This window comes from Nocardioides sp. (assembly GCF_035576065.1).
GTDB lineage: Bacteria > Actinomycetota > Actinomycetes > Propionibacteriales > Nocardioidaceae > Nocardioides.
In genome coordinates this window covers 161,306-182,888 of sequence record NZ_DATLWX010000001.1, presented here as the reverse complement: position 1 = coordinate 182,888, position 21,583 = coordinate 161,306, and the positions used below count along the sequence as shown (strand labels likewise).

The 21,583-nt window shown below is 69.4% G+C and carries 28 protein-coding genes; 15 read left to right on the top strand and 13 right to left on the bottom strand.

What is annotated here, in order from left to right:
• Positions 1-23 precede the first annotated feature (23 nt).
• Together VNJ48_RS00935 and VNJ48_RS00930 are read left to right on the top strand one after the other, a co-directional pair.
• Positions 24-1,295 (top strand): PspC domain-containing protein, encoded by a 1,272-nt coding sequence (locus VNJ48_RS00935; RefSeq protein WP_325598172.1) that lies wholly within the window; start codon positions 24-26, stop codon positions 1,293-1,295.
• Positions 1,296-1,303: 8 nt separating this feature from the next.
• Positions 1,304-1,681: a hypothetical protein gene (locus tag VNJ48_RS00930; protein ID WP_325598170.1), complete on the top strand. Its 378-nt coding sequence runs from the start codon at positions 1,304-1,306 to the stop codon at positions 1,679-1,681.
• Here the strand turns inward: VNJ48_RS00930 and VNJ48_RS00925 are convergent.
• The gene (locus tag VNJ48_RS00925; protein WP_325598168.1) at positions 1,678-2,826 is read right to left on the bottom strand and encodes a glycerophosphodiester phosphodiesterase; all 1,149 of its coding nucleotides are present in this window, start codon (positions 2,824-2,826) and stop codon (positions 1,678-1,680) included. The genes VNJ48_RS00930 and VNJ48_RS00925 overlap by 4 nt on opposite strands.
• A 52-nt stretch (positions 2,827-2,878) precedes the next feature.
• Positions 2,879-3,895: a glycerophosphodiester phosphodiesterase family protein gene (locus VNJ48_RS00920; protein ID WP_325598166.1), complete on the bottom strand. Its 1,017-nt coding sequence runs from the start codon at positions 3,893-3,895 to the stop codon at positions 2,879-2,881.
• Between the two features lie 118 nt (positions 3,896-4,013).
• On the opposite strand from VNJ48_RS00920, the gene VNJ48_RS00915 reads away from it, so the two are divergent.
• From VNJ48_RS00915 to VNJ48_RS00895, 5 genes are all read left to right on the top strand, one after another.
• Positions 4,014-5,726, top strand: a complete 1,713-nt coding sequence (locus tag VNJ48_RS00915; protein WP_325598164.1) for an ABC transporter ATP-binding protein — start codon at positions 4,014-4,016, stop codon at positions 5,724-5,726.
• A gap of 76 nt (positions 5,727-5,802) precedes the next feature.
• On the top strand, positions 5,803-7,563 hold the full coding sequence (locus VNJ48_RS00910) for an ABC transporter ATP-binding protein (protein ID WP_325598162.1): 1,761 nt from the start codon (positions 5,803-5,805) through the stop codon (positions 7,561-7,563).
• On the top strand, positions 7,553-8,287 hold the full coding sequence (locus tag VNJ48_RS00905) for a DUF2071 domain-containing protein (RefSeq protein ID WP_325598160.1): 735 nt from the start codon (positions 7,553-7,555) through the stop codon (positions 8,285-8,287). Before VNJ48_RS00910 ends, VNJ48_RS00905 begins: the two co-directional genes overlap by 11 nt.
• Positions 8,288-8,408: 121 nt before the next feature.
• On the top strand, positions 8,409-8,696 hold the full coding sequence (locus VNJ48_RS00900; protein WP_325598158.1) for a type II toxin-antitoxin system ParD family antitoxin: 288 nt from the start codon (positions 8,409-8,411) through the stop codon (positions 8,694-8,696).
• Complete coding sequence (locus VNJ48_RS00895; RefSeq protein ID WP_325598156.1) at positions 8,696-9,055, top strand: type II toxin-antitoxin system RelE/ParE family toxin; 360 nt, start codon at positions 8,696-8,698, stop codon at positions 9,053-9,055. Before VNJ48_RS00900 ends, VNJ48_RS00895 begins: the two co-directional genes overlap by 1 nt.
• A gap of 85 nt (positions 9,056-9,140) precedes the next feature.
• Here the strand turns inward: VNJ48_RS00895 and VNJ48_RS00890 are convergent, their stop codons facing one another.
• The 3 genes from VNJ48_RS00890 to VNJ48_RS00880 form a co-directional block, all read right to left on the bottom strand.
• Positions 9,141-9,410, bottom strand: a complete 270-nt coding sequence (locus tag VNJ48_RS00890) for a hypothetical protein (RefSeq protein ID WP_325598154.1) — start codon at positions 9,408-9,410, stop codon at positions 9,141-9,143.
• A gap of 64 nt (positions 9,411-9,474) precedes the next feature.
• The gene (locus VNJ48_RS22610; RefSeq protein WP_414689898.1) at positions 9,475-9,861 is read right to left on the bottom strand and encodes a VOC family protein; all 387 of its coding nucleotides are present in this window, start codon (positions 9,859-9,861) and stop codon (positions 9,475-9,477) included.
• A gap of 158 nt (positions 9,862-10,019) precedes the next feature.
• Positions 10,020-10,301, bottom strand: a complete 282-nt coding sequence (locus VNJ48_RS00880) for a MafI family immunity protein (RefSeq protein WP_325598151.1) — start codon at positions 10,299-10,301, stop codon at positions 10,020-10,022.
• Positions 10,302-10,543: 242 nt separating this feature from the next.
• Between VNJ48_RS00880 and VNJ48_RS00875 the strand changes: the two genes are divergently transcribed.
• Together VNJ48_RS00875 and VNJ48_RS00870 are read left to right on the top strand one after the other, a co-directional pair.
• The gene (locus tag VNJ48_RS00875; protein WP_325598149.1) at positions 10,544-11,080 is read left to right on the top strand and encodes a suppressor of fused domain protein; all 537 of its coding nucleotides are present in this window, start codon (positions 10,544-10,546) and stop codon (positions 11,078-11,080) included.
• Positions 11,053-11,220 carry a hypothetical protein gene (locus VNJ48_RS00870; RefSeq protein WP_325598147.1) on the top strand — a complete coding sequence of 56 codons (168 nt, stop codon included), beginning with the start codon at positions 11,053-11,055 and terminating at the stop codon, positions 11,218-11,220. The genes VNJ48_RS00875 and VNJ48_RS00870 overlap by 28 nt, the downstream gene beginning before the upstream one ends.
• Before the next feature lie 222 nt (positions 11,221-11,442).
• On the opposite strand, the gene VNJ48_RS00865 is transcribed toward VNJ48_RS00870, so the two are convergent.
• Together VNJ48_RS00865 and VNJ48_RS00860 are read right to left on the bottom strand one after the other, a co-directional pair.
• Positions 11,443-11,673 (bottom strand): hypothetical protein, encoded by a 231-nt coding sequence (locus tag VNJ48_RS00865; protein WP_325598145.1) that lies wholly within the window; start codon positions 11,671-11,673, stop codon positions 11,443-11,445.
• 80 nt (positions 11,674-11,753) lie between these two features.
• Positions 11,754-12,185, bottom strand: coding sequence for a hypothetical protein (locus tag VNJ48_RS00860; protein WP_325598143.1), 432 nt, complete (start codon positions 12,183-12,185; stop codon positions 11,754-11,756).
• 58 nt (positions 12,186-12,243) lie between these two features.
• On the opposite strand from VNJ48_RS00860, the gene VNJ48_RS00855 reads away from it, so the two are divergent.
• The 4 genes from VNJ48_RS00855 (at position 12,244) to VNJ48_RS00840 (ending at position 16,183) form a co-directional block, all read left to right on the top strand.
• Positions 12,244-12,792, top strand: a complete 549-nt coding sequence (locus VNJ48_RS00855; RefSeq protein WP_325598141.1) for a TetR/AcrR family transcriptional regulator — start codon at positions 12,244-12,246, stop codon at positions 12,790-12,792.
• A gap of 501 nt (positions 12,793-13,293) precedes the next feature.
• Positions 13,294-14,016: a GNAT family N-acetyltransferase gene (locus VNJ48_RS00850; RefSeq protein WP_325598139.1), complete on the top strand. Its 723-nt coding sequence runs from the start codon at positions 13,294-13,296 to the stop codon at positions 14,014-14,016.
• Positions 14,017-14,405: 389 nt separating this feature from the next.
• On the top strand, positions 14,406-15,446 hold the full coding sequence (locus VNJ48_RS00845) for an LLM class F420-dependent oxidoreductase (protein WP_325598137.1): 1,041 nt from the start codon (positions 14,406-14,408) through the stop codon (positions 15,444-15,446).
• Complete coding sequence (locus VNJ48_RS00840; RefSeq protein WP_325598135.1) at positions 15,443-16,183, top strand: hypothetical protein; 741 nt, start codon at positions 15,443-15,445, stop codon at positions 16,181-16,183. The genes VNJ48_RS00845 and VNJ48_RS00840 overlap by 4 nt, the downstream gene beginning before the upstream one ends.
• On the opposite strand, the gene VNJ48_RS00835 is transcribed toward VNJ48_RS00840, so the two are convergent.
• Positions 16,101-16,622 (bottom strand): hypothetical protein, encoded by a 522-nt coding sequence (locus VNJ48_RS00835; protein WP_325598133.1) that lies wholly within the window; start codon positions 16,620-16,622, stop codon positions 16,101-16,103. The genes VNJ48_RS00840 and VNJ48_RS00835 overlap by 83 nt on opposite strands.
• 79 nt (positions 16,623-16,701) lie before the next feature.
• Here VNJ48_RS00835 and VNJ48_RS00830 point away from each other — a divergent pair, with 79 nt between their 5' ends.
• Positions 16,702-17,850, top strand: coding sequence for an acyl-CoA dehydrogenase family protein (locus tag VNJ48_RS00830; protein ID WP_325598131.1), 1,149 nt, complete (start codon positions 16,702-16,704; stop codon positions 17,848-17,850).
• Here the strand turns inward: VNJ48_RS00830 and VNJ48_RS00825 are convergent.
• Both VNJ48_RS00825 and VNJ48_RS00820 read right to left on the bottom strand, forming a co-directional pair.
• On the bottom strand, positions 17,847-18,176 hold the full coding sequence (locus VNJ48_RS00825; protein ID WP_325598370.1) for a gamma-glutamylcyclotransferase family protein: 330 nt from the start codon (positions 18,174-18,176) through the stop codon (positions 17,847-17,849). The genes VNJ48_RS00830 and VNJ48_RS00825 overlap by 4 nt on opposite strands.
• Positions 18,176-18,484: a hypothetical protein gene (locus VNJ48_RS00820; RefSeq protein ID WP_325598129.1), complete on the bottom strand. Its 309-nt coding sequence runs from the start codon at positions 18,482-18,484 to the stop codon at positions 18,176-18,178. The genes VNJ48_RS00825 and VNJ48_RS00820 overlap by 1 nt, the downstream gene beginning before the upstream one ends.
• A gap of 6 nt (positions 18,485-18,490) precedes the next feature.
• On the opposite strand from VNJ48_RS00820, the gene VNJ48_RS00815 reads away from it, so the two are divergent.
• Positions 18,491-18,958: a GNAT family N-acetyltransferase gene (locus VNJ48_RS00815; protein ID WP_325598127.1), complete on the top strand. Its 468-nt coding sequence runs from the start codon at positions 18,491-18,493 to the stop codon at positions 18,956-18,958.
• On the opposite strand, the gene VNJ48_RS00810 is transcribed toward VNJ48_RS00815, so the two are convergent.
• The 3 genes from VNJ48_RS00810 to VNJ48_RS00800 are packed head-to-tail and all read right to left on the bottom strand — an operon-like array spanning position 18,951 to position 21,575.
• On the bottom strand, positions 18,951-19,922 hold the full coding sequence (locus tag VNJ48_RS00810; RefSeq protein ID WP_325598125.1) for an NAD(P)/FAD-dependent oxidoreductase: 972 nt from the start codon (positions 19,920-19,922) through the stop codon (positions 18,951-18,953). The genes VNJ48_RS00815 and VNJ48_RS00810 overlap by 8 nt on opposite strands.
• Before the next feature lie 7 nt (positions 19,923-19,929).
• Positions 19,930-20,343, bottom strand: coding sequence for a hypothetical protein (locus VNJ48_RS00805; RefSeq protein ID WP_325598123.1), 414 nt, complete (start codon positions 20,341-20,343; stop codon positions 19,930-19,932).
• Positions 20,340-21,575, bottom strand: a complete 1,236-nt coding sequence (locus VNJ48_RS00800; protein WP_325598121.1) for an NAD(P)/FAD-dependent oxidoreductase — start codon at positions 21,573-21,575, stop codon at positions 20,340-20,342. The genes VNJ48_RS00805 and VNJ48_RS00800 overlap by 4 nt, the downstream gene beginning before the upstream one ends.
• Positions 21,576-21,583: the final 8 nt, after the last annotated feature.

The following is a 21,583-nucleotide window of genomic DNA, read 5'->3' as shown; positions in this document are numbered from 1 at the left end:
GCCGCTGGGCGTTGACTGGAGCCATGACGAACCCCTCTCCCCCGCCGGCCGCAGAGCCACGGCCTGCCGACCGGCCCGAGCAGCAGAGCCCGCGACCCACTCGCAACGACGTCCTCGACCTCGGCCGGCTGCGCCGCAGCAACCACGACCGTCGCCTCGCCGGCGTCTCCGCCGGCCTGGCGCGCCACCTCGACATCGACCCGATCATCGTCCGGGTCACGCTCGTGGTGCTGGTGTTCTTCGGTGGTGCTGGTCTGGTGGTGTACGGCGCTGTCTGGCTGCTCGTGCCGGAGGAGGGGTCGACCGCCCAACCGCTCGGGCTCGACGACCGCAACCGGGGCATTGCCCTGCTCATCGCCGGCATCGTGGCGGCGCTCGCCGGCGTCGGTGACTCTGCTGGTGCCTTCTGGTTCCCCTGGCCGTTCGTCCTCGTCGCGTTGGGCATCGTGTGGTTCCTCAACCGCAAGGACCAGGGAGCTCAGCCCTACGTGCCGCCGGTGAGCGGCTACGGCGCGCCCATGGCCGGGAGCTGGCCCACCACCTCGACCACCACAGACCCCGCCACCACTGGCGCGGAGCAGCCCGCCTGGGCCTCGCAGTCGGGCCCGGTGCCGACCAGTCAGTACCAGCCCTACCAGCCCTACCAGCAGTCCTACCTGCCCTACGACCCTGCGAGCTACTCACGGCCACGCAACCCGCGCAAGAAGGGTCCGATCCTCTTCTGGTTCACGCTCGCGCTGATCGCGACCGGGATCGGCACGCTCGGGCTGATCGACGTCTCCGGCAACGCCGTGCCCGACGCGGCATACCCTGCCCTGAGCCTGGCGCTGACCGGACTCATGCTGGTCCTGGGCGCCTTCTGGGGTCGTGCGGGCGGCCTCATCTTCATCGGCCTGGTGCTGAGCGCCGCGACGCTCGCTGCGACCGCGACGTCGAACTACGTCGACACCACGCTCTCCTACACACCGACGAGCTCCACCGAGGTTCGTGAGCTCTACACCATCGACGGTGGCGAGCTGTCCATCGACCTCTCGCAGGTCGAGGACGTCGAAGGACTCGACGGACACGAGCTCCGGGTCGAGGGCGGCGTGGGGGAGATCGAAGTGATCGTCCCTGACGGGATGGACGTCACCGCCGCAGGGACCACCGGTGTCGGCGACGTCAGCGTCTTCGAGCGGCGCAACGACGGCCTCGACGTCACCGTCGAGGAGCTGCTGGACCGGGGCGACGACGTGCCCGACATGAACATCTTCGTCGACCTCGGCGTCGGCGAGATCACCATCCGCGAGAAATGAGGCCCACCATGAGCGACTACCCCAGCCCCTACTCCTACCCCACCGCCACTCCCCCCGCCGACGGGGCCGGTCCCGACGTGTCGGGACGACACCCGGTGAACGTCGGACACCTGGTGATGGGCGTGGCCTTCCTCGGCCTCGCCGCCATCTGGGCCTTGTTCCAGACCGACGCCATCGGCAGTGACGACCTGCAGTGGTTCCTGCCCCTGCCGTGGCTCGCAGCAGGTCTGGCCGGCCTGCTCGCCGTGGCACTCACCAGCCGCCGGGCCAGGCCCGGATACGCCGAAGAGCCGGCCGCTGCCACGCCCGAGCCGCTGTGGGCCGAGCACGACGAGACCGGCGCCCTGCGCGAGGACGAGGCCGAGGACAGGACCGAGAGGATCTAGGCCGCGCTCCGGGCGAGCCAGTCCGCCAAGGCAGCGGACGCGATGTCGGGGTTGTCGGAGAACACGCCGTCGACCCCGGCATCGAGGAACGCCAGCGTCTCGGCATACATGTCACCGGGCGCGGTCGGGTTGGTGCCGACCCTGAAGTTGGTGGCCATGAACTGGTTCTCCCGACGCAGCGTCCACACGTGCACGACCAGGTTGACCTTGTGCGCGTCCCGGACGACGTTGGACGGGGCGGTGGTCGCCCCGTTCGTCCGCGGCAGGATCAGGTCCTTGTTGGCGCCCAGGCCGTCGGCGTACTTCGAGATCGCCTTGAGTCCCGCGGGGGTGACCATCGAGGCGTAGGTGACGCCGGGGAGGTCCGCCGGGCCGCCCGAGGAGCTGACGAGCTGTGCGAGGTCGACCTTGGTCATCCGGTTGAGGTCCTGGAGGTTGCCGACCTCGAAGGACTGGACGATCACCGCGTCCTTCTTGTCATCGAGGTCGTGTGCCTCGAGGGCCGCCACGAGCGGCTCCTCGAGCGAGAGCCCGATCGAGTCGAAGTAGGTGGGGTGCTTGGTCTCGGGGTAGACGCCCACACCGGCACGGACGGCGAGGTCCAGGACCTGGTCGAGGGTCGGGATCGCGAACTGTCGGTCGTAGGCGGTGTTCTGGGGGCGGACCTGGGGCAACCGCTCCTTGGCCCGCAGCGTGCTCAGCTCGGCGTAGGTGAAGTCCTCGGTGAACCAGCCCGTGAACGTGGTGCCGTCGATGACCTTGCTGGTCCTGCGGGCCGCGAACTCCGGGTGCTCGGCGACGTCGGTGGTCCCGCTGATCTCGTTCTCGTGCCGGGCGACGAGCACGCCGTCCTTCGTCGAGACGACGTCGGGCTCGATGTAGGTGGCGCCCTGCTCGATGGCCAGCTCGTAGGCCGCCAGCGTGTGCTCGGGGCGGTAGCCGGAGGCGCCCCGGTGGCCGATGACCACGGGGTCGTCGGCGTGACCCTGGCCTTGAGCGGGCACGCGAGCGTGGCCTTGAGCGTGGCCTTGGTCGTGGGTGGGTACGGCGGCCAGGGCCGCCCCTGCAGGCAGGGTGACGGACAGCGTGGCGGACAGGGCGAGGGCTGCGGCGAGGGCCGTGCCGGTGGATCTCCGAGTAGTCATGCCGAGGAGGCAACCGGAGCCGGACGACCGATCCGCGAGGTCGCGATGAACGTCAGGCGACGAGCTCGCGAGCAGTGGACACGGCCCGGTCCGGGTGGTCGGTGATGACACCGTCGGCACCGACGTCGAGGAGCGCGCGGACCTCGCCGGCCATGTCGCCGGGCGCATCCGGGTCGTCCCCGTGCCGCAGGTTGCTGGGCAGATACCGGTTCTCGGCACGCACCGTCCAGACGTGGACGGTCAGCCAGAGGCGGTGGGCGTCCCGCACCAGGCTGGAGGGCTCGCCGATGGCCGCCGACTGGTCACGGGGCAGGACGAGGTTCTTGTGCGGGCCGATGCCGTCGGCGTACTCGTCGATCCAGGCGAGTCCTTCGGGAGTGCACAGCTCGGCGTGCGAGTCACCGACCTCGAGCAGCTGGATGATCGGCAGCCGCGTCCGCAGCGCGAGCCGCTGAAGGATGGCGGGCTCGAAGGCCATCAGGCTGATGCGGGCCATGGGCCCGTCCAGGTCGTGGCGACGCAATGCTGCGAGGAGCGGTACGTCGAGTGGGAGCCCGATGGAGTCGAAGTAGGCCGCATGCTTGAGCTCGATCATCACCCCGACCGTGCGTCGCCGGCGGATGGACTCGGCGTGCACCATCGCCAGGATCTCGGTGAGCGTGGCGATGCCGTCGCACCCGTCGTGGGCGGCGCTCTCCGGCCGGGTGACGGGCAGCCGCTCGCGTGCCGTGAGCATCTTGATCTCGGCCAGCATGAAGTCCTCTGCGAACCAGCCGGTGACCGCGCGGCCGTCGATCGTCTTGGTGACCCGTCGGTCGGCGAGGTCGAGGTGCTCCGCGACGTCGGTCGTCCTGCTCAGCTCGGGCTCGTGGCGCGCGACGAGCACCCCGTCCTGGGTGCTGACCAGGTCGATCTCGATGTCGTCGACGCCCATGCGGATCGCTGCCCGGTAGGCCGCGAGCGTGTGCTCCGGGCGGTGTCCGCTCGCGCCCCGGTGGCCGACGATCGCGGGGGTGACGACCAGGCTCGGTGTGCGGTCGAGGACCGGCTGCTGCCAGGTCACGCTCATGACATCCACAGTGAGCCCGCCGAGCGTCCCTGCGGCGACAGGCAGGTGAACGCCTCGTGAGGAACGGGGGCAACAAAGGATTCGCTAGGACGCCCCCCTCCTCCGTAGCCTCGTACGAGTGCGTCAGCTACCCGTCCCCGACCCCGGCATCGCGGACCACCGCTCGCCCGGACGCTTCCTGTGGTGGCTGGCGATGGGCCAACGACGCACCCTGCTGGGCGGGATGACCTTCGGGATCCTGTGGATGTCGTGCCAGGCCGTGCTGCCGGCCGTTCTCGGCCGTGCGATCGACCGCGGTGTCGCCGACCGGGACCAGGAGCAGCTGCTGCTCTGGGCCGGCGTGATGCTGCTGATCGGGCTGGTCCAGGCGGTCACCGGGATCATGCGTCACCGGTTCGCGGTGACCAACTGGCTCACGGCGTCCTACCGCGTCGTGCAGCTCACCACGCGGCAGTCGGTCCGCCTGGGGGGCTCGTTGCCGCGGAAGGTCAGCACCGGAGAGGTGGTCGCGATCGGCACCACCGACCTCAACCACATTGGCAACGTGATGGACGTGACCGCGCGTTTCGCGGGTGCCATCGTCTCCTTCCTGCTGGTCTCGACGATCCTGTTGACGACGTCGGTACAGCTCGGTCTCGTGGTGCTGATCGGCGTGCCGGTGCTGATGCTCGTGCTCGGCCCGATCCTCAAGCCGCTGCAGGTCCGCAGTGCCACCGAGCGCCAGATGCGCAGCGACCTGTCCAACACCGGCACCGACATCGTGGGCGGGTTGCGCGTGCTGCGAGGGATCGGCGGCGAAGGGGTCTTCCTCGACCGCTACCGCCGCGAGTCCCAGGCCACCCGGGTGGCGGCGGTCAACGTCGCGAAACTCCAGTCGGTGCTCGACGCCCTGCAGATATTCCTTCCCGGCGTCTTCGTCGTGCTCGTGGTCTGGCTCGCGGGCCGCGCCGCCGTCGCCGGCGAGCTCAGTGCCGGTGAGCTCGTCGCGTTCTACGGCTACTCCGCGTTCCTGTTGATCCCGCTGCGTACGGCGACGGAGTTCGCCAACAAGATGATCCGTGGCCGGGTCGCGGCCGGCCGGTTGTGCCGGGTCCTCGCGCTGGATCCCGACGTCGTCGAGCCCGCCACTCCGTCCCCTGCCCCTCCCGGCGACAGCGTGCTGTTCGACGCGCGCTCGGGTCTGCGGGTCCGTCCCGGCACGCTCGTCGCCATCGTGTCCGAGCAGCCGGACGAGTCGGCACTGCTGGCCGACCGGCTGGGCCTGTGCGCCCCGCAGATCGACGACGACGTGTCCCTCGGCGGGGTCCCCCTGACCTCGCTGCCGCACGCAGTGGTCCGGGAACGCATCGTCGTCTCGGACACCCAGGCCGCGCTCTTCGCGGGCCGGCTGGCCGACCGGATCGACGAGCATGGCTTGGGCGGCGTCGAAGACGCGCTCGCCACCGCGTCCGCCGAGGACATCCTCGACGCGCTGCCCGACGGGCTCGACACCGTCGTCACGGAGAAGGGACGCTCCTTCTCCGGAGGTCAGCGGCAGCGGCTCGTGCTCGCCCGGGCCCTGGCCGCGGACCCCGAGATCCTGGTGCTGGTCGAGCCGACGAGTGCCGTGGACGCTCACACCGAGGTCCGGATCGCCTCCCGGCTGAAGGCCCACCGCGCCGGCCGCACGACCATCGTGACCACGGTCAGTCCGCTCGTCCTCGACGCGGTCGACGAGGTGGCCTTCCTCGTGGACGGGGTGGTCGTCGCTGTCGGCACCCATGCCGAGCTGCTCGCCGACCACCCGGCTTACCGCACGGTCGTCGTGCGTGACGTGGAGGTCGTCTCGTGAGCGAGCGAAGCGAGCGAGCCATCAAACACCGCGCGACATGGTCCTCATCCGCGCACGGAGCGAAGCGAGTACGCGGATGAGCGTCACGACCCGTCTCCCCATCGCCGACGGCAAGGCCGTGCGCCGCTACGTCGGTCAGGTCGCCCACCGCCACCCACGGCTCTTGTGGACGGCACTGGCTCTGCACATCGCGGCGGCCCTCGCCGGGCTGGCTGCGCCACGACTGCTCGGCGACCTCGTCCAGTCTGTCGAGGAGGGCACCACGAGCGCTCGCGTCGACTCGATCGTCCTGTGGCTGGCGTTCTTCCTGGTGCTGCAGTCCGTACTGACGCGCTACGCCCGCTACCGCTCGCAGGTGATGGGCGAGCTGGTGCTGGCCGAGCTGCGGGAAGACTTCGTCTCCAACACCCTCGCACTGCCGATCGGCACGGTCGAGGCGGCCGGCTCGGGCGACCTGTTGACCCGCACGGGAAGCGACATCGACCAGCTCGGCTATTCGGTGCGGTGGGCGCTGCCCGAGTGGACGATCGCGGTCCTGTCGGCGACGCTCACGTTTGCCGCCGCTCTCAGTGTCGGCTGGTGGGTGGCACTGCCGTGCCTGCTCGCCCTGCCGCCGCTCACCATCGGGCTGCGGTGGTACCTCGCCCGTGCCAAGGACGGCTACCTGGCGGAGACCGCGTCCTACTCCCAAATCAACACGACCCTGTCCGAGACTGTCGAGGGCGCCCGCACCGTCGAGGCACTCGGCCTCGGACCTCAGCGGGTGCGCCTCAGCGACGACGACTGTGCGGCCTCCTTCAAGGCCGAGCGCTACACCCTGCACCTGCGCACCGTCTTCTTCCCGAGCATGGAGATGAGCTACCTGCTCCCTGTCGTCGGCACGCTGCTCTTCGGCGGCTGGCTCTACACCCGCGGCGAGGTGACGCTGGCCGAGGTGACCACAGCCACGTTGTACGTACAGATGCTGATCGACCCCGTCGACCGGATCGTCTCCATCCTCGATGAGCTCCAGCTCGGTGCGGCGTCGCTGTCCCGGCTGCTGGGCGTCGCCCAGGTGCCGGACGACCGTTCGGTCACCGGCCGCACGCCGTCCTCGGAGAAGCTCGACGCCGAGGAGGTGCGCTTCTCCTACGTGGAGGGACGCGACGTGCTGCACGGCGTTGACCTCGACGTGGGCGTCGGGGAGCGCATCGCCATGGTCGGCCCCTCCGGCGCCGGGAAGTCGACCCTCGGGCGCCTGCTGGCCGGGATCCACCCGCCGAGGACCGGGTCCGTCACCGTCGGCGACGTGGGTCTGGTCGAGCTGCCACTGGGTGACCTCCGCGGTCACGTCGCGCTCGTCACCCAGGAGCACCACGTCTTCGTCGGGACGCTCCGCGAGAACCTGATCCTCGCTCGCCCCTCCGCCACGGACAACGAGGTCCACGAAGCAGTGGACGCTGTCGACGCCACCGAGTGGGTCGCGGCCCTGCCTGCCGGCCTCGACACCTTGGTCGGCTCAGGTGGACGTGCCGTGACCGCGGCCCAGGCCCAGCAGATCGCGCTGGCCCGACTCGTCCTCGCCGACCCGCACACGCTGGTGCTGGACGAGGCCACCTCGCTGATCGACCCGCGGGCAGCGCGCCACCTGGAGCGGTCCCTGGCCGCCGTACTCGAAGGTCGGACGGTCATCGCGATCGCACACCGGCTGTTCTCCGCCCACGACGCGGACAGGGTGGCTGTCGTGGAGGACGGCGTGATCTCCGAGTTCGGGTCGCACGACGAGCTCGTCGCCGCCGGTGGGTCATATGCCGCTCTGTGGGAGTCGTGGCACGGGAAGGCTGACCATGGAGCCTGAGGCGATCACGCCGCTCGCGCCGCGCACCTTCGCCACGACCGTCTTCACCCAGCGCTGGGAGGAGCTCACCTTCCTGCACTGGGCGGTCGATCCCGACCGTGTGCAGCCCTACCTCCCGGCGGGGACGCGGCCCGACACGTTCGGGGGCAAGACGTACGTCGGGCTCATCCCCTTCTGGATGGAGGGCATCGGCTTCCGGGGAAGCCCGGGCCTGCCCTACGTGGGGTCGTTCCACGAGACCAACGTGCGGCTCTACTCCGTCGACGACCAAGGACGCCGGGGCGTGGTCTTCCTCAGCCTCGACGCGTCCCGGCTGGCGCCCGTGATCGCGGCTCGCCAGGGGCCGCAGCTGCCGTACCTCTGGTCGCGCATGGACCGCACGCGCGACGGGGCGCGCGTCAGCTACACCTGCCGGCGCCGCTGGCCCGGGCCGCGGGGCACCAGGTCGCGGATCTCGGTGAGCGTCGGGGACGCGTTCGAAGCGGGCCCCCTGGAGCTGTTCCTCACCGCTCGGTGGGGCCTGCACCTGGCGGACCGGCGTGGTCGCACCCGCTACTGGCCCAACGCCCACCCCACCTGGCCGCTGCAGCATGCGGTCCTGGAGGAGCTCGACGACGAGCTGCTGGGCGTGCACGGGTTCGGCGACCTGGCCGCCCGCCCACCCGACCACGTGATGTTCTCGCCCGGTGTGGACGTGACCTTCGGTCCACGGCTGCCCGTCTGAGCCCCGACGTCCGGCGTTTCGTGCCCGCCAAGGGACGCACGTCTCGTGACACTCCAGGCGCTCGCGCCACCGATCGAACGGGCCCAGGTCATGGCATATACTGCCAACGGAGGTGGTTTCCATGGCGACGAGAAACGTTGTCCTGAGTCAGCACCAGCACGAACTCGTGGAGTCGCTAGTGAAGTCTGGGCGCTACCAGAACGCCAGTGAGGTGCTGCGCGAAGGCCTTCGGCTCTTGGAGCGCGAGCAAGCCGAGGAGGCGGCCAAGGTTGCCGTACTGCGCCAGGCCGCCGAGCAGGGCTGGTCTGATCTCGCCTCGGGACGTTTCGATGAAGTCGAGGACGAGTCCCTTGATGACTTCGTCGGGCAACTTGGCGTACGCGCGGCCAAGACTCAGCCAGCGAGCTGATGGCGAGGTATCGCCTCACCCATGCCGCCCAGGCCGACATCGTCTCGATCCTCGCGTGGTCGCACGACCGGTTCGGCGAGGAGGCACGCAAGCGCTACGAGGCACTGATCGCCGCCGCCATCCGGGACGCGGCCACGCGCAACGACGAGGTTGGGCGGACGGTGCGCCCTGAACTGGGTGACGGGGTGTTCTCTTGGCATCTGGCGCAGAGCCGCGCTCACTCACCCGGTGGAAAGGTCCACCGTCCGCGACACTTCCTTGTCTGCCGACGCGAGGGCGAAGTACTGGTCGTCGGTCGGGTCCTCCACGACTCGATGGAACTACGCCGACATCTCAATCCCCAGCAGCCCTGTGAGTAGTCACCACACGCCTATCGGCTCGCGGCGATCGACATGCGCCGCGCCGTCAGGACCGCGGAGTCGCCGCATGTCGTTGGTCCGGCGGTCAGGACTCGTGAGTAGGCGGGAGGAGCTTCCTGGCTGCGGTCACGAAGCGCTCGACGACAGCGAACGGCATAGTGCCCGCGTGATGGAAGATGAAGTCGAACCCGCTGCCGTCGTCGTGCCAGAACGCCTGTAGGGCTGGACCACTCTCGGATGAGCCGAGGTCCGTCAATTCGAGACCCATCCCGTCGTTGATGACATCCGAGGCCATCACGACCTCGAAGTTGCGTCCTTCGTGCTCCCAGACGTCCACGGCCAGCGATGCTCCCACACTGCTTCTCGTCGCATTTCGGAACGCCCTCATGTTCCGCCATCCGAGCTCGTCCCGCCGCTGGTCAGCCCGCAACCGATCCACTCGGGGGGCTCGGGTAAACGACAAACTCAAGCAGGGACCCATCCGGGTCTCTGAAATACATGCTGACTCCAGCACCGCCACCTCCGTGACGCTGCACCGGACCCGCTTCGACGGCGACACCATGCTCGGTGAGGTGCTGCGACAGGTCCTCGACGCTCCCGGGCCACACCAGACACAGATCACTGCCCCCAGGGACCACTGGTGGGTCAGCGACCAAGGGGCCGATGTCGAGACCCGGGCCGTGAACGTTCAACTGCTGGTCTCCGAAACGGAAGGCAACCCGACCGTCGGGATGGTCAACCACCCGCGCGCCGAGCACGTCGCGATAGAAGGCAATCGAGCGTTCCCATTCGGTAACAGCGATCACCACATGGTCCAGCCGCACATGTCCTCGCACGTGAACATCTTGCCCTGCGGCTGCGCCCCGCGCGGGATCCCGTACTGGTCACGCTCCGCGTGACGATCCTGATCGACCGAGATGAGTGCACTGCCGTCGTGCGCTTGTCGGCGTCAGGAGCTGCGGGTCTAGTGACGCAAGACCTCGCGGGCGGCAGAGCCGTGTGCTTCGTCGTCAGGCCCGATTTGCATCTCCTGCACTGCCGCCCGCAATGACGACCAAGCGGCGAGCGCCACTGCATCCCCAAGCTGCTCACACGCATCGACAATTACCTCGAGCGCCAGCCCCAGCTCATTGTGATCGAGGTACTCGTTGACGTCGCGGAGTGTGGATTCGTCGAGATCCAGGAGGTCTCTCGCGGTGGTCAGATGGCGGGTTGAGCGGTCCCACGACTCCTGCAAGGGGTGCATCCCGCTGAGTGTATGGAAGGTCGCCCGGTGCTGCCGCGGTCCGTGCACGCTGGCCGCTTACCGATCCTGCACTGGCAAGCTCCGCGAGCCGATCCCCGCACGGTCACGCTCCGCGTGACGATCCCGTCCCAGGAACGCACCACGATTCCAATGACACATACCGCGCGGAGTGACGGACGCGCTGCGCTGAGAACCCCGGATTGACGGGCACTCACCGCCCGGGCTGAGATGCTCGGGACGTGATGACCAGAAACGAGTACCTGGCTCGCGCTCAGGCGGAGGACGACTGGGCGCCGGGCTGGGCCGAGATAGACGAGGCGTTCAAGAGGCTGTACCCGGGCGTCACGCCTTCCCACTTCGGCGCAGACCTCGCCGCGCGTGCCATGTTCGGGGGGAACGAGTACATCGACGGCTACAGCCTGTTCCCTAGCCCGAACGGCTACCAGCACTTGGTCACTTACGGAATGTCGACCCTGTACGTCGACGAGGAGGCATTCGGCGGGGAGTTCAGCGGCTGGGGCTACGAGATGACGATGAAGATCGCTGCGACGGACCCCGCCGAATGCCGGTGGGCCATCGGTTCCCTCAGCAGGCTTGGGCGACACACCTACACGACGAAGCGCTGGTTCGAGCCGCACCAGTTCATCAGCGGCCAAGGCGCACCCTTGCGCGACACCAGCACAACACGGCTGACGAGCTACCTCTTCGTCCAGGACACCGAGGTGCCGGGCATCGAGACGGTCCATGGACCGTGGACTTCGTCCAGCTGGTTGGTATAACCCAGCCGGAACTCGATTGGCTCGCGGGCGAGTCTCCCGAGGGCTCAGAAGATCGCGCACGCGAGCTAGCACGCCGGATCGCCGCGGACGGCAACCCGCACCTCGTGACCGACCTGACCCGGGCACGCGACTACGTCTGACAAACGACTTCACGGATCGCGACGTCCGACAGGGAGCGTGTAAACGTACGTCGACAAGCGGTGGAACGTGCCCAGTACCGGATCCTGCACTGGCGAGCTCCGCGAGCCGATCCGCTTGCGGCGATCGTGCGTCGTGGACTCGAACATGGTCGACGAGCCATCTGCGCCTCGCTGCCAGACAGACGAGCCATCTGCGCCTCGCTGCCAGACAACTGAGTCTGGCTAGACCTCGGCGCGGATGAACGCAAGCAACCGTGGCAGAAGGGTGCAGAACTCGCCGCCACCCCAGGAGTCGACGAGGCCGCCAGCCCTTTCCATCGCTTCCCAGAAGGGCTCAGTCGACCGGACGAGGTCTTCGGCTGTCGCCTCGTCTACATCTATGACGCTGCGCACCTCGGCAACCACCCACTGCCGCGATTCGAACGGCAAGTCATCGAGGGGGTCGCGGTTCATGCTCCAACCGTATGCCGATCCCCTGCGGGACGGGCGGTATGGACGGATCAGCCAGCTTCGGCGTCGTCATAGACGTTCCGTTAATGGGAGTCGACGGGGGCCCGCGTGGCAACTCCTCGGTCGTGGCGCAGGCACACCAGCAATGGCAGCCCGAGCGCAACAAGGAAGGCCACGTTGAATAGAGCGTGCTGCCACTGGGCAACGACGATGGAGAAGCCGGTGTCGACTACGAACCACGCCCCGAGCGAGAGCGCCACACAGAACCCCGATCCAGAACTGCCTCTCGCCAAGAACGCTCCGTTGAGGACAGCGACGATCAGAACCATCCATCCCACGATGACGGCGCCCAACACGCCGTAGAGGAACAGCACGTAGTCGCGACCTGCACCCTCGGTGATGCCGGCTTGGCGCATTCCAAACCCCAGCGCCTCAAACAGTCCGCCGGTGAGTGGGGCCGCCAAGACCATGGACAGGCCGTACCCGGCCACGACTGCCGCAACCAGTGTGGTCACTCGCCGTCCCAAATATGTAGTCATAACTACAATGTAGCACCCACTACAGTCACCTGCTATGGGGTATAGACACGACCGGGAGGACGTCCTTCGGGCGGCGGTCCAGGTGGCCAGCGACTCCGGATTGGGGAAGCTGACCTTCCGCGCCACCGGGCGGCATCTCGGCATAGCGGACCGGACCGTCGTGTACTACTACCCCAACAAGACAGACCTGGTAACGGCGGTGCTCGGTCGTGCGACTGAGCAACTACTCGACACAGTCGCTCCGGCCGTTGGCGACAGCATGCTTTCCGAACGCGAACTTTTAGCGGTGTCATGGGGAGCGTTACAGCAGCCCCGTGCCGATCCGTGGGTGCGCTTGTACGCCGAGACCTTGGGCCTAGCGGTGCGCGGGAACGAGCCATATGCATTCATTGCATCCGGTTTGGCGCAGACCTGGATCCACTGGTTAGCGCTCCATCTTGTCGACGACCGGCCTGACGGTTCTGTCCACGACCGGGCAGCGGGGCTACTAGCAATCCTCGACGGACTGCTGTTCATGCACACAACAGTCGGGCCTGAGGTCGCTGCCAGCGCATTCCGTGGGCTGGCCATACCGCCAGACTGATCCCACGAGCGTCCCACCGACCGCTGGCCGATCGTCACGCGGAGCGTGACCGTGCGGGGATCGCCTTGCAGGATGCCCCGAAAAGTCGCGTTCCTCAGGTGGCGCGGTGCGATCAGCGGTCGTCCTAGACGGGGGCGAGGGGGACGTGAGGTGCATCAGGCAGAAGTCACGGTGATCAGGGCTCCGGGGAGGACCGTCCCGTCTCGTTCAACGACAGCCATGACCCCCGCCTTACGAATGACCGGGGCGATCGCGGACGTCGAGGACGATGTCGACGGTCTGGCCATCGCGGACGGCGATCACGTCGATGCCGTGCCCCCCCCGGTTGCAGTATGGCCACGGACAGAATGGGCCACCCCTCGATCGCCAGCGCCGTGACCAGGGCGGCCTGCACCTCGGCGCGATAGATCCCTAGCGCGATAAACGGGTCGACGTCGGACTAGGTGCCGTCTACGGTGGCGTGGCCCAGCGCCTGAGGGCGCTCCTGACAGATGAGGTGAGATGTTCTCCAGCGTCGTGGATGAGCACTGGTTCGAATCGATTGACCGTAGCCAGGTGCCAGGATCTCCCGGGCAGCTACGGGTCCATGTGGATGACACCTTGACGGCCGATCGGCGGGTGATGGTGCTGGAGCTGGCGGGATCTGGAGGCGTGGTGTCAGTGACGTCTGCTGCCGCCACCGAGCTCCACGTGCGGTCTCGTGATGAGCTTGCGGCGGCCGAGTTCAAAGCGTTGCTGGATGGCGCAGCAGTCGAGATGAATGGGGCTGATCAGATCTTCTACTTCGCAGCCGACGCCCAAGCTCAACTGCGCATGGAGAGAACGCCGGCGCACGTACGGCGTCTGACGAACGAGGACGCGGGCGCCTTCGCCGCCTTCGCCGCTGCCGCGCCTGAAGATGACCTCGAGGAGGCGTACGTCGAGCTCGACCACTGGCTGGCCTTCGGCGCCTTCGCCGGCGACGAACTCGCATGCGCCGCCAGCATGTATCCCTGGAGACAGACCAGTCTTGCCGACCTCGGGGTCATCACCTTGCCGCAGTTCCGCGGTCGTGGTCTGGCACGCGAAACGGTGCGTGCCATTAGCACGGCAGCGTTCGCGGCTGGATACGAGCCGCAGTACCGCTGCCAGCTCGACAACCTCGCTTCGATCGCCCTGGCTGACGCGGCTGGCCTGATCCCATTCGCCACCTGGGATGTCGTGGCTCAGGACGCGGACACCTAGGACTTCCGGGCGTTCCCCGGCCCGTAGCGCGCTGCCGTAACCGCTCATCGGCGCCACGTCCGGACGTCGCGGAAGCCCAACCTCCAACGGGAACGATGCAGGCCAGCGTTGCCTGCGCCCCTGAGCGTGTCCGTTGAGCCCGTCCGGTGATGTGTCCCGGTGAAGGGCCCCTGTTCGGACGGGCCGCCATCTCCACGAACCGGGGCCCATCGCCTACCTAGACGGCGATCCACTGACCGACCGCTCTCGTGAATCTGTCCCGCGGGCGCGCCGTCAGATCCTCCCTGCATCTCGACAGCGCGCCTGACGCGCGCGCCCCGCCGTCGTGCTCACCGCGCATGAGACACCCTCCTTGCGATGGTGACAGCGTCGGTGTCACAGTTGATCGCATGAAGCTCTCGATGCCTTTGATGTATGCCGGCAACCCCCGCGACGCCGCCGACCAGGTCAGCCAGCTCGAGAAGGCCGGCCTCGACACCGTCTGGGTGGCCGAGGCCTACGGCTTCGACTCCCCCACGCTGATGGGCTATCTCGCGGCGAAGACCGAGACGATCGAGATCGGCGCCGCGATCCTCAACATCTACTCCCGCACGCCCGGCGCGTTGTTGCAGACCGTCGCGGGCCTCGACAACGTCTCCGGAGGGCGGGCGATCCTCGGGCTGGGCGCGAGCGGGCCCCAGGTGATCGAGGGCTTCCACGGGGTGCCCTACTCGAAGCCGCTGGCTCGTACGGCCGAGGTGATCGACCTCATCCGGCGCGGCCTCAAGCGCGAGAAGCTGGAGAGCGACGCGATCTTCAAGCTCCCGCTGACCAAGGACGACGGAGCCATCACCGGCCTCGGCAAGGCGCTCAAGATCCTCACCCACCCCGAGCGCGATGAGGTGCCCATCTACATCGCCGGCCTGGGTCCGAAGTCGGTCGAGCAGGCCGCCGAGATCGCCGACGGCTGGATCCCGCACCTGTTCCACCCCGAGAAGGCCCACCTGGTCTGGGGCGATGCGCTCGAGGCGGGCACCGCCAAGCGGTCCTTGAGCCTGAAGCCGCTGGAGGTCACCGCGGGCGGGATGGTGGCGATCGGCGAAGGCCCCGAGACCAAGGCACTGCTGGACTTCGCCCGGCCGATCTTCGCGCTCTACGTCGGCGGCATGGGCGCGAAGGGCAAGAACTTCTACAACGACGTCGCCGCGGCCTACGGCTACGAGGCGGAGGCGGCCGAGATCCAGGACCTCTACCTCGCGGGGAAGAAGAAGGAGGCCGAGGCGCTGATCCCGACCGACTGGCTCGAAGCCGCCAACCTCGTCGGGCCCGCCTCCTACGTCCGCGAGCGGATCGAGGCGTTCCGCGAGGCCGGTGTCACCAACCTGTCCCTGACCCCGGCGAGCGACGACCCCGCAGCGACGATCGCGCAGGTCAAGGAGTGGGTGTCGTGACGCGAGTGCCCGGGCTGGCCGCAGGCGCGCTGCCCGGGGTCGCCCTGGCTGCCGCCGCGCTGGCTGCCGGACTGGCGCGCCGCGACAAGCCGCTGCACCCGGTCGGCCGTCAGGGCACGGCGGACCTGACCGTGACCGACCCGGTGCCGGGCCTCGGCATCGATGCGTTGGCGCACACCGGCACCCACCCGTGCACCGTGAGGTGGTCCCGCTCGATGGGGCTGCCGGAGGGCTGGCCCGACATCGAGGGGATGGCGCTGCGGTTGCCGACCGGCGGCTCGGACGGCGGTGTCGCCGACGTGCTCCTCGCCAGCACCGGGACCCACGGTCCGTCCCGCTACCTCCTGCTGCTGCGCGCTGCGGGCCGGTTCGGTCACCAGACGTCGCTGCTTCCGGTCCGTACGCCGACAGGCCCCGTCACCTTCATGATCGCACCGGACGCCGAGCCCAGCGGTGGGTCGCCGCCTGCGGCGTACACGCTCCACATCGCCGTGGGCGCAGGCGACTGGGTCCGCGTCGGGCGCATCGAGATCACCTGGTCCGAGCACGACACCACCGAGCGGTTCGACCCGTTGACCAACCAGCTCGCCGGGACCGAGCAGTACCCGTTCGTGCTGGCGCTGCGGGAGCCGCCCTACGCCGCTGCGCGGCTCGTCACCAGGGTCGGTCGAGCAGGCCGGCAGCGCCGCGCTGCTGCTCGCCGAGCTGGGCGTCGAGCACCAGCAGCGAACCGGTGAGCGTCGGCGTGGTCCACTGCAGCCAGGCCAGCTTGCGCCGCGCCCGGTCCGCCGCCTCGGGATCAGTCGGGTGACCGTCCTCGCCGGAGGCCTTGCCGAGCCGTTCGCCGTACACATAGGCAGCCGCGGTCGACGCGACGGCGGCGCCGGTCAGCGCGGTCTTGGCCAGGACCGCGACCGTCGTGGGTCGGTGCGCCACCACGCGGTTGCTGTTGTCGGCGAGGATCGCCATCCCGCTCAGCAGGTGCAGACCGATCGAGGCGCCCTGCACCGGTCCCCAGCGCTCCCACCCGGTGCCGGACACCTCGACCCGCTCCCGCTGCGTGTCGGGTCGCCGGGCAGCCGGGTTGAGCCCCACTGCTCCCATCAGCGACCCGCCGAACCACGCAGCGTTCGTCACCAGGTGGGTGGCGCGGACGGCTGTGCTCACGAGGGTCATGTGGCCAACCTAGGCGCGTCGCCACGGCGTCGCCTCACCCCGGCGGAGAGTGCCTCCGGCCCGACCAAGAAGGAGCACCATGCCTGAGCGTCCCTCCATCCTCGAGCAGGAGCACGAGGACTTCCGCGCCACGGCGCGGGCGTTCTTCGAGCGCTCGGTGGTCCCCCACCACGCACAGTGGGAACTCGACGGCGTCGTGTCGCGCGAGGTCTGGATGGAGGCCGGCCGGGCCGGACTCCTCTGCTTCGACGTGGAGGAGGAGTACGGCGGGGCCGGGATCACGGACTTCCGCTACAACATGGTCCTGGCGGAGGAGGCGACGCGAGCCGGCGCCTCCGGACCCGGGTTCGCGGTCCACACCGACATCATCGTCCCCTACATCTCGTCGCTCGGGACGCCGTCGCAGAAGGAACGCTGGCTGCCCGGGCTCGTGTCCGGGGAGCTGATCTCGGCCATCGCCATGACCGAGCCCGGTGCCGGGTCGGACCTGCAGGGCATCCGGACCACCGCGATCGACGCCGGGGACCACTACGTGCTGAACGGGTCGAAGACCTTCATCAGCAACGGCATCCTCTCCGACCTGGTGGTCGTGGTCGCGCGTACCGACCCCGATGCGGGCCACCAGGGGATCTCCCTGCTGGTGGTCGAGCGCGGGATGCCGGGCTTCGAGCGCGGGCGCAACCTGGACAAGATGGGGCTGCACGCGCAGGACACCGCGGAGCTGTCGTTCACCGACGTGCGCGTGCCGAAGGACAACCTGCTCGGACCGGAGGGGTCCGGCTTCGTCTCCCTGATGCAGAACCTCCCGCAGGAGCGGATCTCGATCGCCTGCATCGCCGTCGCCGCCGTCGAGCACGTCCTCGACCTCTGCCTCGACTACGCCAAGTCGCGTGAGGCGTTCGGGAAGCCGATCGGGAAGTTCCAGCACAACAGGTTCGTGCTCGCGGAGATGGCGACCGAGGCCCACATCGCGCGGGTGTTCGTCAACGACTGCGTGCTGCGCCTCAACGCCGGGACGGTCGACACCTCGCTCGCCTCGATGGCGAAGTGGTGGACCACCGAGCTGCAGAAGCGGACGGTGGACGCCGGGGTCCAGCTGCACGGGGGCTACGGCTACATGTCGGAGTATCCGATCTCCAAGGCCTACACCGACTCACGCATCCAGACGATCTACGGCGGGACCACCGAGATCCAGAAGGAGATCATCGGCCGGATGCTGGGGCTCTAGTTGGCCTTGTGCACGTAGACGTGGGCCGCCACCGGCTGTCCGTCCTGGCGCCTGGCCCGCACGGTGACGCGCTCGTAGTCCTCGCCCTCGAACTCATCGAGACGGGCCCAGTGTTCCGCGAGGTCGTCGGAGCTGAAGAGGAGCCCGTCCACCACCGGGCCGTCCATCGACAGCACGATGGCCGGGTAGCCCTGCTCGAACGCCGAGCCCTCGTCGACGAGCGCGCCCGTGACCGACGCCGGCTCCCACTGGCCGTCCACGTCGGCCAGGACGTGCTCGTTGGATGCGCCCGGGGCCAGCGAGCCGTAGACGAACAGGCGCTGCATCACGACGGGTCGTCGGGGATGATCCGCTCGACGCTCATGTTGCCGGCGTCTCGCCCGACCACCAGCCGATGCCCGTCGAGGGTGGTCAGCGCCTCCCGGACGGCGTCGAGGTCGAGGTGGGTGTCGACCGCGATGTCGGCGTCGCGGACCGGGACGATGTTCGGGCCCCAGTCCGCCGGCGGGACGGCGAACGGATCGAAGTCCGTCTGCGCGGCCGCCCACAGCTGCAGGGCTGACTGATGGACGATGTCCTGGTGGGAGAGCTCGTCGGCCATGGCGTCGACCGTACCGGTCCGATCGGTCACCATGGCTCCATGCTGCTGAGGATCGATCGCGCCGACTTCGCCGACCCTCGTCTCTCTGCCTTTCTGCAGGCTCACCTCGACGAGACCGAGCCGACAGCTCCCGTCGAGAGTCGTCACGCCCTCGACCTGACCGACCTCGACGCCTCCCACATCCGGGTCTGGGTCGCCTTCGACGGAGACGATCTGGTCGGCACCGGAGCGCTCGCGGTCGTGGAGGACGGCCACGAGGAACTCAAGTCGATGCGCACCGACCCGTCACGCCGCGGCCGGGGCGTGGCGTCCTTCGTGCTCGACCACCTGCTGGACGACGCACGCCACCGGGACGTCGGCCGGGTGTCGCTGGAGACCGGCAGCATGGACTTCTTCATCCCCGCCCGGTCGCTCTACGCCCGGGCGGGCTTCGTCCCGTGCGGTCCTTTCGGGTCGTACGCCGAGGACCCGTACAGCGTCTTCATGACCAGGTCGCTGGTCAGCTGAGCCGCTCGGCCAGCGCACGGCCGAGATCACGGCCCGACCGCCACGCGGTCTCCACCTTCGGGGACAGTCCCCAACCGTCGCCGCACACGCCGAGCAGCCCCTGCGGTCCCGTCTCCAACGCGTACGCCGCCTCGCGCTCACCGACGGGTCGCGCCAACGACCAGCGGTGCACGTGGACCTCGACCGGCTCCGAGAGGCCCATCACCTCGCGCAACGCCCGCACCATCTCCGGCCCCGCCGCCTCGGGATCGTCGAGGTGCTGGCGGGCGAAGTCGGGTGTGGAGTGCGCGACCAGCACCGGCGCGTCGTCCCCGCGCCGCCGCCCGTCGTCGGCGACCCAACCCAGCACACGGTCGGTGTTGACGAAGCCCCCGTCGAAGCGGCCGGTGGCGCTGACGTCGTCCCAGGCGCGCTCGCCCCAGCGCGCGGCCAGGGCGATGACGGGTTCGAACTCACGGTCCAGGTGTGCCGCCATCGGGTGGTCCGGGTCGATCAACCGCATGGCCTGCGGATCAGGCATCGCCAGGACTACGGCGGCGGCAGACAGCCCTTTCAACTCCGCCAACGCGACGACCTCGTGCCGCTGGACGTCCAGCCCGGCGGCCAGGTCGACGACGAGGGACCGCATGCCGGCGGGCGTACCCCAGCGCATCGGGCCCTGCTTGGCGGTCCAGGTGCCTCCCTCGAGCGCACCGAAGGTGTCGGTCCACTCCCGCGCCAGCCCGCGCTCTCGCCAGTCCTCCACCACGGCGCGGAACTCCGGATGCGCTGCGGTCAGGTAGGACGCTCCGAGGTCGACCGCTCGACCCGACCACTGCTTCGACGCCATCCGGCCGCCCGGGTGGTGGCCGCGGTCGAGCACCCGCACGCCCATCCCGGCGGCCCGCAGCTCACGGGCGCAGGCCACGCCCGAGATCCCGGCGCCGACCACCACGACCTGGTCGCCGTTCTCCCGGGGGCTCACGGCGACATCATCCCTCGGCGGCGAGAGCCGCCAGCGCCAGGACCGCTCCGGCCACGGCGAAGGCGCACCGCCACCGGTCGGCGGCGAGCAGCCGGGTGACGAGTGCATCGTCGCGGTCGGTCAGGCGTCCGTGGGTCGGGGCCGCTGCGGCCGCCGTCATGCCGAGCGCCCCGGCCACGGCTGCGAGGGCCAGCCAGCCGAGCAGCCCGGGACCGGAGAGCACGAGCACCGCACCCGAGACCACGATCGCGCCGTAGACGACGACCACCAGTGGGGTGATCGCCCTGGAGTGCCGGGCGTGGGCGAGGCGCCATTCGTCGGGTCCACGGTCGCCCAGGACCGGATAGACCAGCACGGTGACGGTGGCCTGGAAGCCGGCATGGAGGGCTGAGGCGAGCGCGAAGGCGACGAGGGCGGTCACCTCAGTGCTGCCATCACGTCGGTGGCAGCACGCTGCCCACTGACGAGGGCACCCTGGATCGATCCGGTGTCGCGGTGATCCCCGCAGACGAAGAGCTCGCCGATGCGGGTGGGTCGCTCAGCGGAGTACGGCCCCGGCTGGGCCGGCAGCGCGTCGGGGATCTCGTGCACGGCGACCACCTCCCAGCCGGACGGATCCACCCCCAGGAGGTCTCCCGCGTGGTGACGCATCGCCGACTCATCGGTGGCCTGACCCTGGACGTGCAGCGACGAGCCCTGGACCAGGTGCCGGCCGGTGGGGGCGTACGTCGGTGCGGCGCGCGACACGACTGCAGCGTTGACCAGCGGTCCCCGCGGCTGGCGGCGCGCGTCCACGTGCAGCAGGTCGGAGGTCGGGGCGTGGGGTGCGGCCCACCAGGCCGTGACCACGCCCTTGCCGGCCGGGACGTCCACCCCGGTCAGGGCACGGGCCTGGGAACCCCCCGTGGCGACGACCACGTGGCGAGCGGTCCAGGTGCGGCCGGCAGCGACGACCGAGGTGGCCTCCACCCGGTCGACGGGCTGCCCCAGCCGGATCCGCTCCCCCAGTGGCGCGGCGACCTGCTCGGGGAGGGCCTGCATTCCTGCTGCCGGCAGGGACGGCACGCCGCGAGCGAACATCCAGGCCAGCAGCAGGGCGTAGCGGTCGGCCGTGCTTCCGTCGTCCTCGAGGAGGACGCCCGCGAGGAACCGGTCGACCACCCGCCGGAGCAGGCCGTCCAGTCCGGCCCGGTCGAGTGCGGCAGCGCGGTCGACGTCCGCACGCCGGGCCAGCACGTGGGACAGCGACGTGCGTGCTCGGGGGCGCAGCAGGGGGGCGGCCCACCGGAGCACGCTCGCGACCTCGCGTGGGTGGCTCATCGCCGTACGCCCCGTCTGCGGCAGCAGACCAGGAGCACGCAGCGGATGGCCCAGGACGATGGTGCCGGTCTCGGCGACGGCGGCAACCCCCGCCCCGAAGCCCTGGAGCCCGAGCGCCTGGACGTCGATCCAGCGCCGGACGGCAGGGTAGGCCGGGTTGAGCAGCTGAAAGCCCCGGTCGACCAGATATCCGTCCACCCGGTCGGTGCGGATGCGACCGCCCACGGCGTCTGCCGCCTCGAGCACGATGACGTCGTGCCCCGCCTCGTGCAGCACCCGGGCGCACCGTAGACCGGCGAGTCCTGCCCCCACGACGAGCACCTCGGCATCCACGCCACGAG

What these genes read in the sequence shown, in the direction of transcription:
- VNJ48_RS00815 (WP_325598127.1), top strand. Translation starts at nt 18,491, where the DNA reads ATGCTGCTGAGGATCGATCGCGCCGACTTCGCCGACCCTCGTCTCTCT.
- VNJ48_RS00920 (WP_325598166.1), bottom strand. Translation starts at nt 3,895, where the DNA reads ATGAGCGTGACCTGGCAGCAGCCGGTCCTCGACCGCACACCGAGCCTG.
- VNJ48_RS00845 (WP_325598137.1), top strand. Translation starts at nt 14,406, where the DNA reads ATGAAGCTCTCGATGCCTTTGATGTATGCCGGCAACCCCCGCGACGCC.
- VNJ48_RS00935 (WP_325598172.1), top strand. Translation starts at nt 24, where the DNA reads ATGACGAACCCCTCTCCCCCGCCGGCCGCAGAGCCACGGCCTGCCGAC.
- VNJ48_RS00820 (WP_325598129.1), bottom strand. Translation starts at nt 18,484, where the DNA reads ATGGTGACCGATCGGACCGGTACGGTCGACGCCATGGCCGACGAGCTC.
- VNJ48_RS00895 (WP_325598156.1), top strand. Translation starts at nt 8,696, where the DNA reads ATGGCGAGGTATCGCCTCACCCATGCCGCCCAGGCCGACATCGTCTCG.
- VNJ48_RS00910 (WP_325598162.1), top strand. Translation starts at nt 5,803, where the DNA reads ATGAGCGTCACGACCCGTCTCCCCATCGCCGACGGCAAGGCCGTGCGC.
- VNJ48_RS00850 (WP_325598139.1), top strand. Translation starts at nt 13,294, where the DNA reads ATGTTCTCCAGCGTCGTGGATGAGCACTGGTTCGAATCGATTGACCGT.
- VNJ48_RS00930 (WP_325598170.1), top strand. Translation starts at nt 1,304, where the DNA reads ATGAGCGACTACCCCAGCCCCTACTCCTACCCCACCGCCACTCCCCCC.
- VNJ48_RS00905 (WP_325598160.1), top strand. Translation starts at nt 7,553, where the DNA reads ATGGAGCCTGAGGCGATCACGCCGCTCGCGCCGCGCACCTTCGCCACG.
- VNJ48_RS00875 (WP_325598149.1), top strand. Translation starts at nt 10,544, where the DNA reads ATGACCAGAAACGAGTACCTGGCTCGCGCTCAGGCGGAGGACGACTGG.
- VNJ48_RS00925 (WP_325598168.1), bottom strand. Translation starts at nt 2,826, where the DNA reads ATGACTACTCGGAGATCCACCGGCACGGCCCTCGCCGCAGCCCTCGCC.
- VNJ48_RS00835 (WP_325598133.1), bottom strand. Translation starts at nt 16,622, where the DNA reads ATGACCCTCGTGAGCACAGCCGTCCGCGCCACCCACCTGGTGACGAAC.
- VNJ48_RS00900 (WP_325598158.1), top strand. Translation starts at nt 8,409, where the DNA reads ATGGCGACGAGAAACGTTGTCCTGAGTCAGCACCAGCACGAACTCGTG.
- VNJ48_RS00855 (WP_325598141.1), top strand. Translation starts at nt 12,244, where the DNA reads ATGGGGTATAGACACGACCGGGAGGACGTCCTTCGGGCGGCGGTCCAG.
- VNJ48_RS00880 (WP_325598151.1), bottom strand. Translation starts at nt 10,301, where the DNA reads ATGCACCCCTTGCAGGAGTCGTGGGACCGCTCAACCCGCCATCTGACC.
- VNJ48_RS00825 (WP_325598370.1), bottom strand. Translation starts at nt 18,176, where the DNA reads ATGCAGCGCCTGTTCGTCTACGGCTCGCTGGCCCCGGGCGCATCCAAC.
- VNJ48_RS00830 (WP_325598131.1), top strand. Translation starts at nt 16,702, where the DNA reads ATGCCTGAGCGTCCCTCCATCCTCGAGCAGGAGCACGAGGACTTCCGC.
- VNJ48_RS00865 (WP_325598145.1), bottom strand. Translation starts at nt 11,673, where the DNA reads ATGAACCGCGACCCCCTCGATGACTTGCCGTTCGAATCGCGGCAGTGG.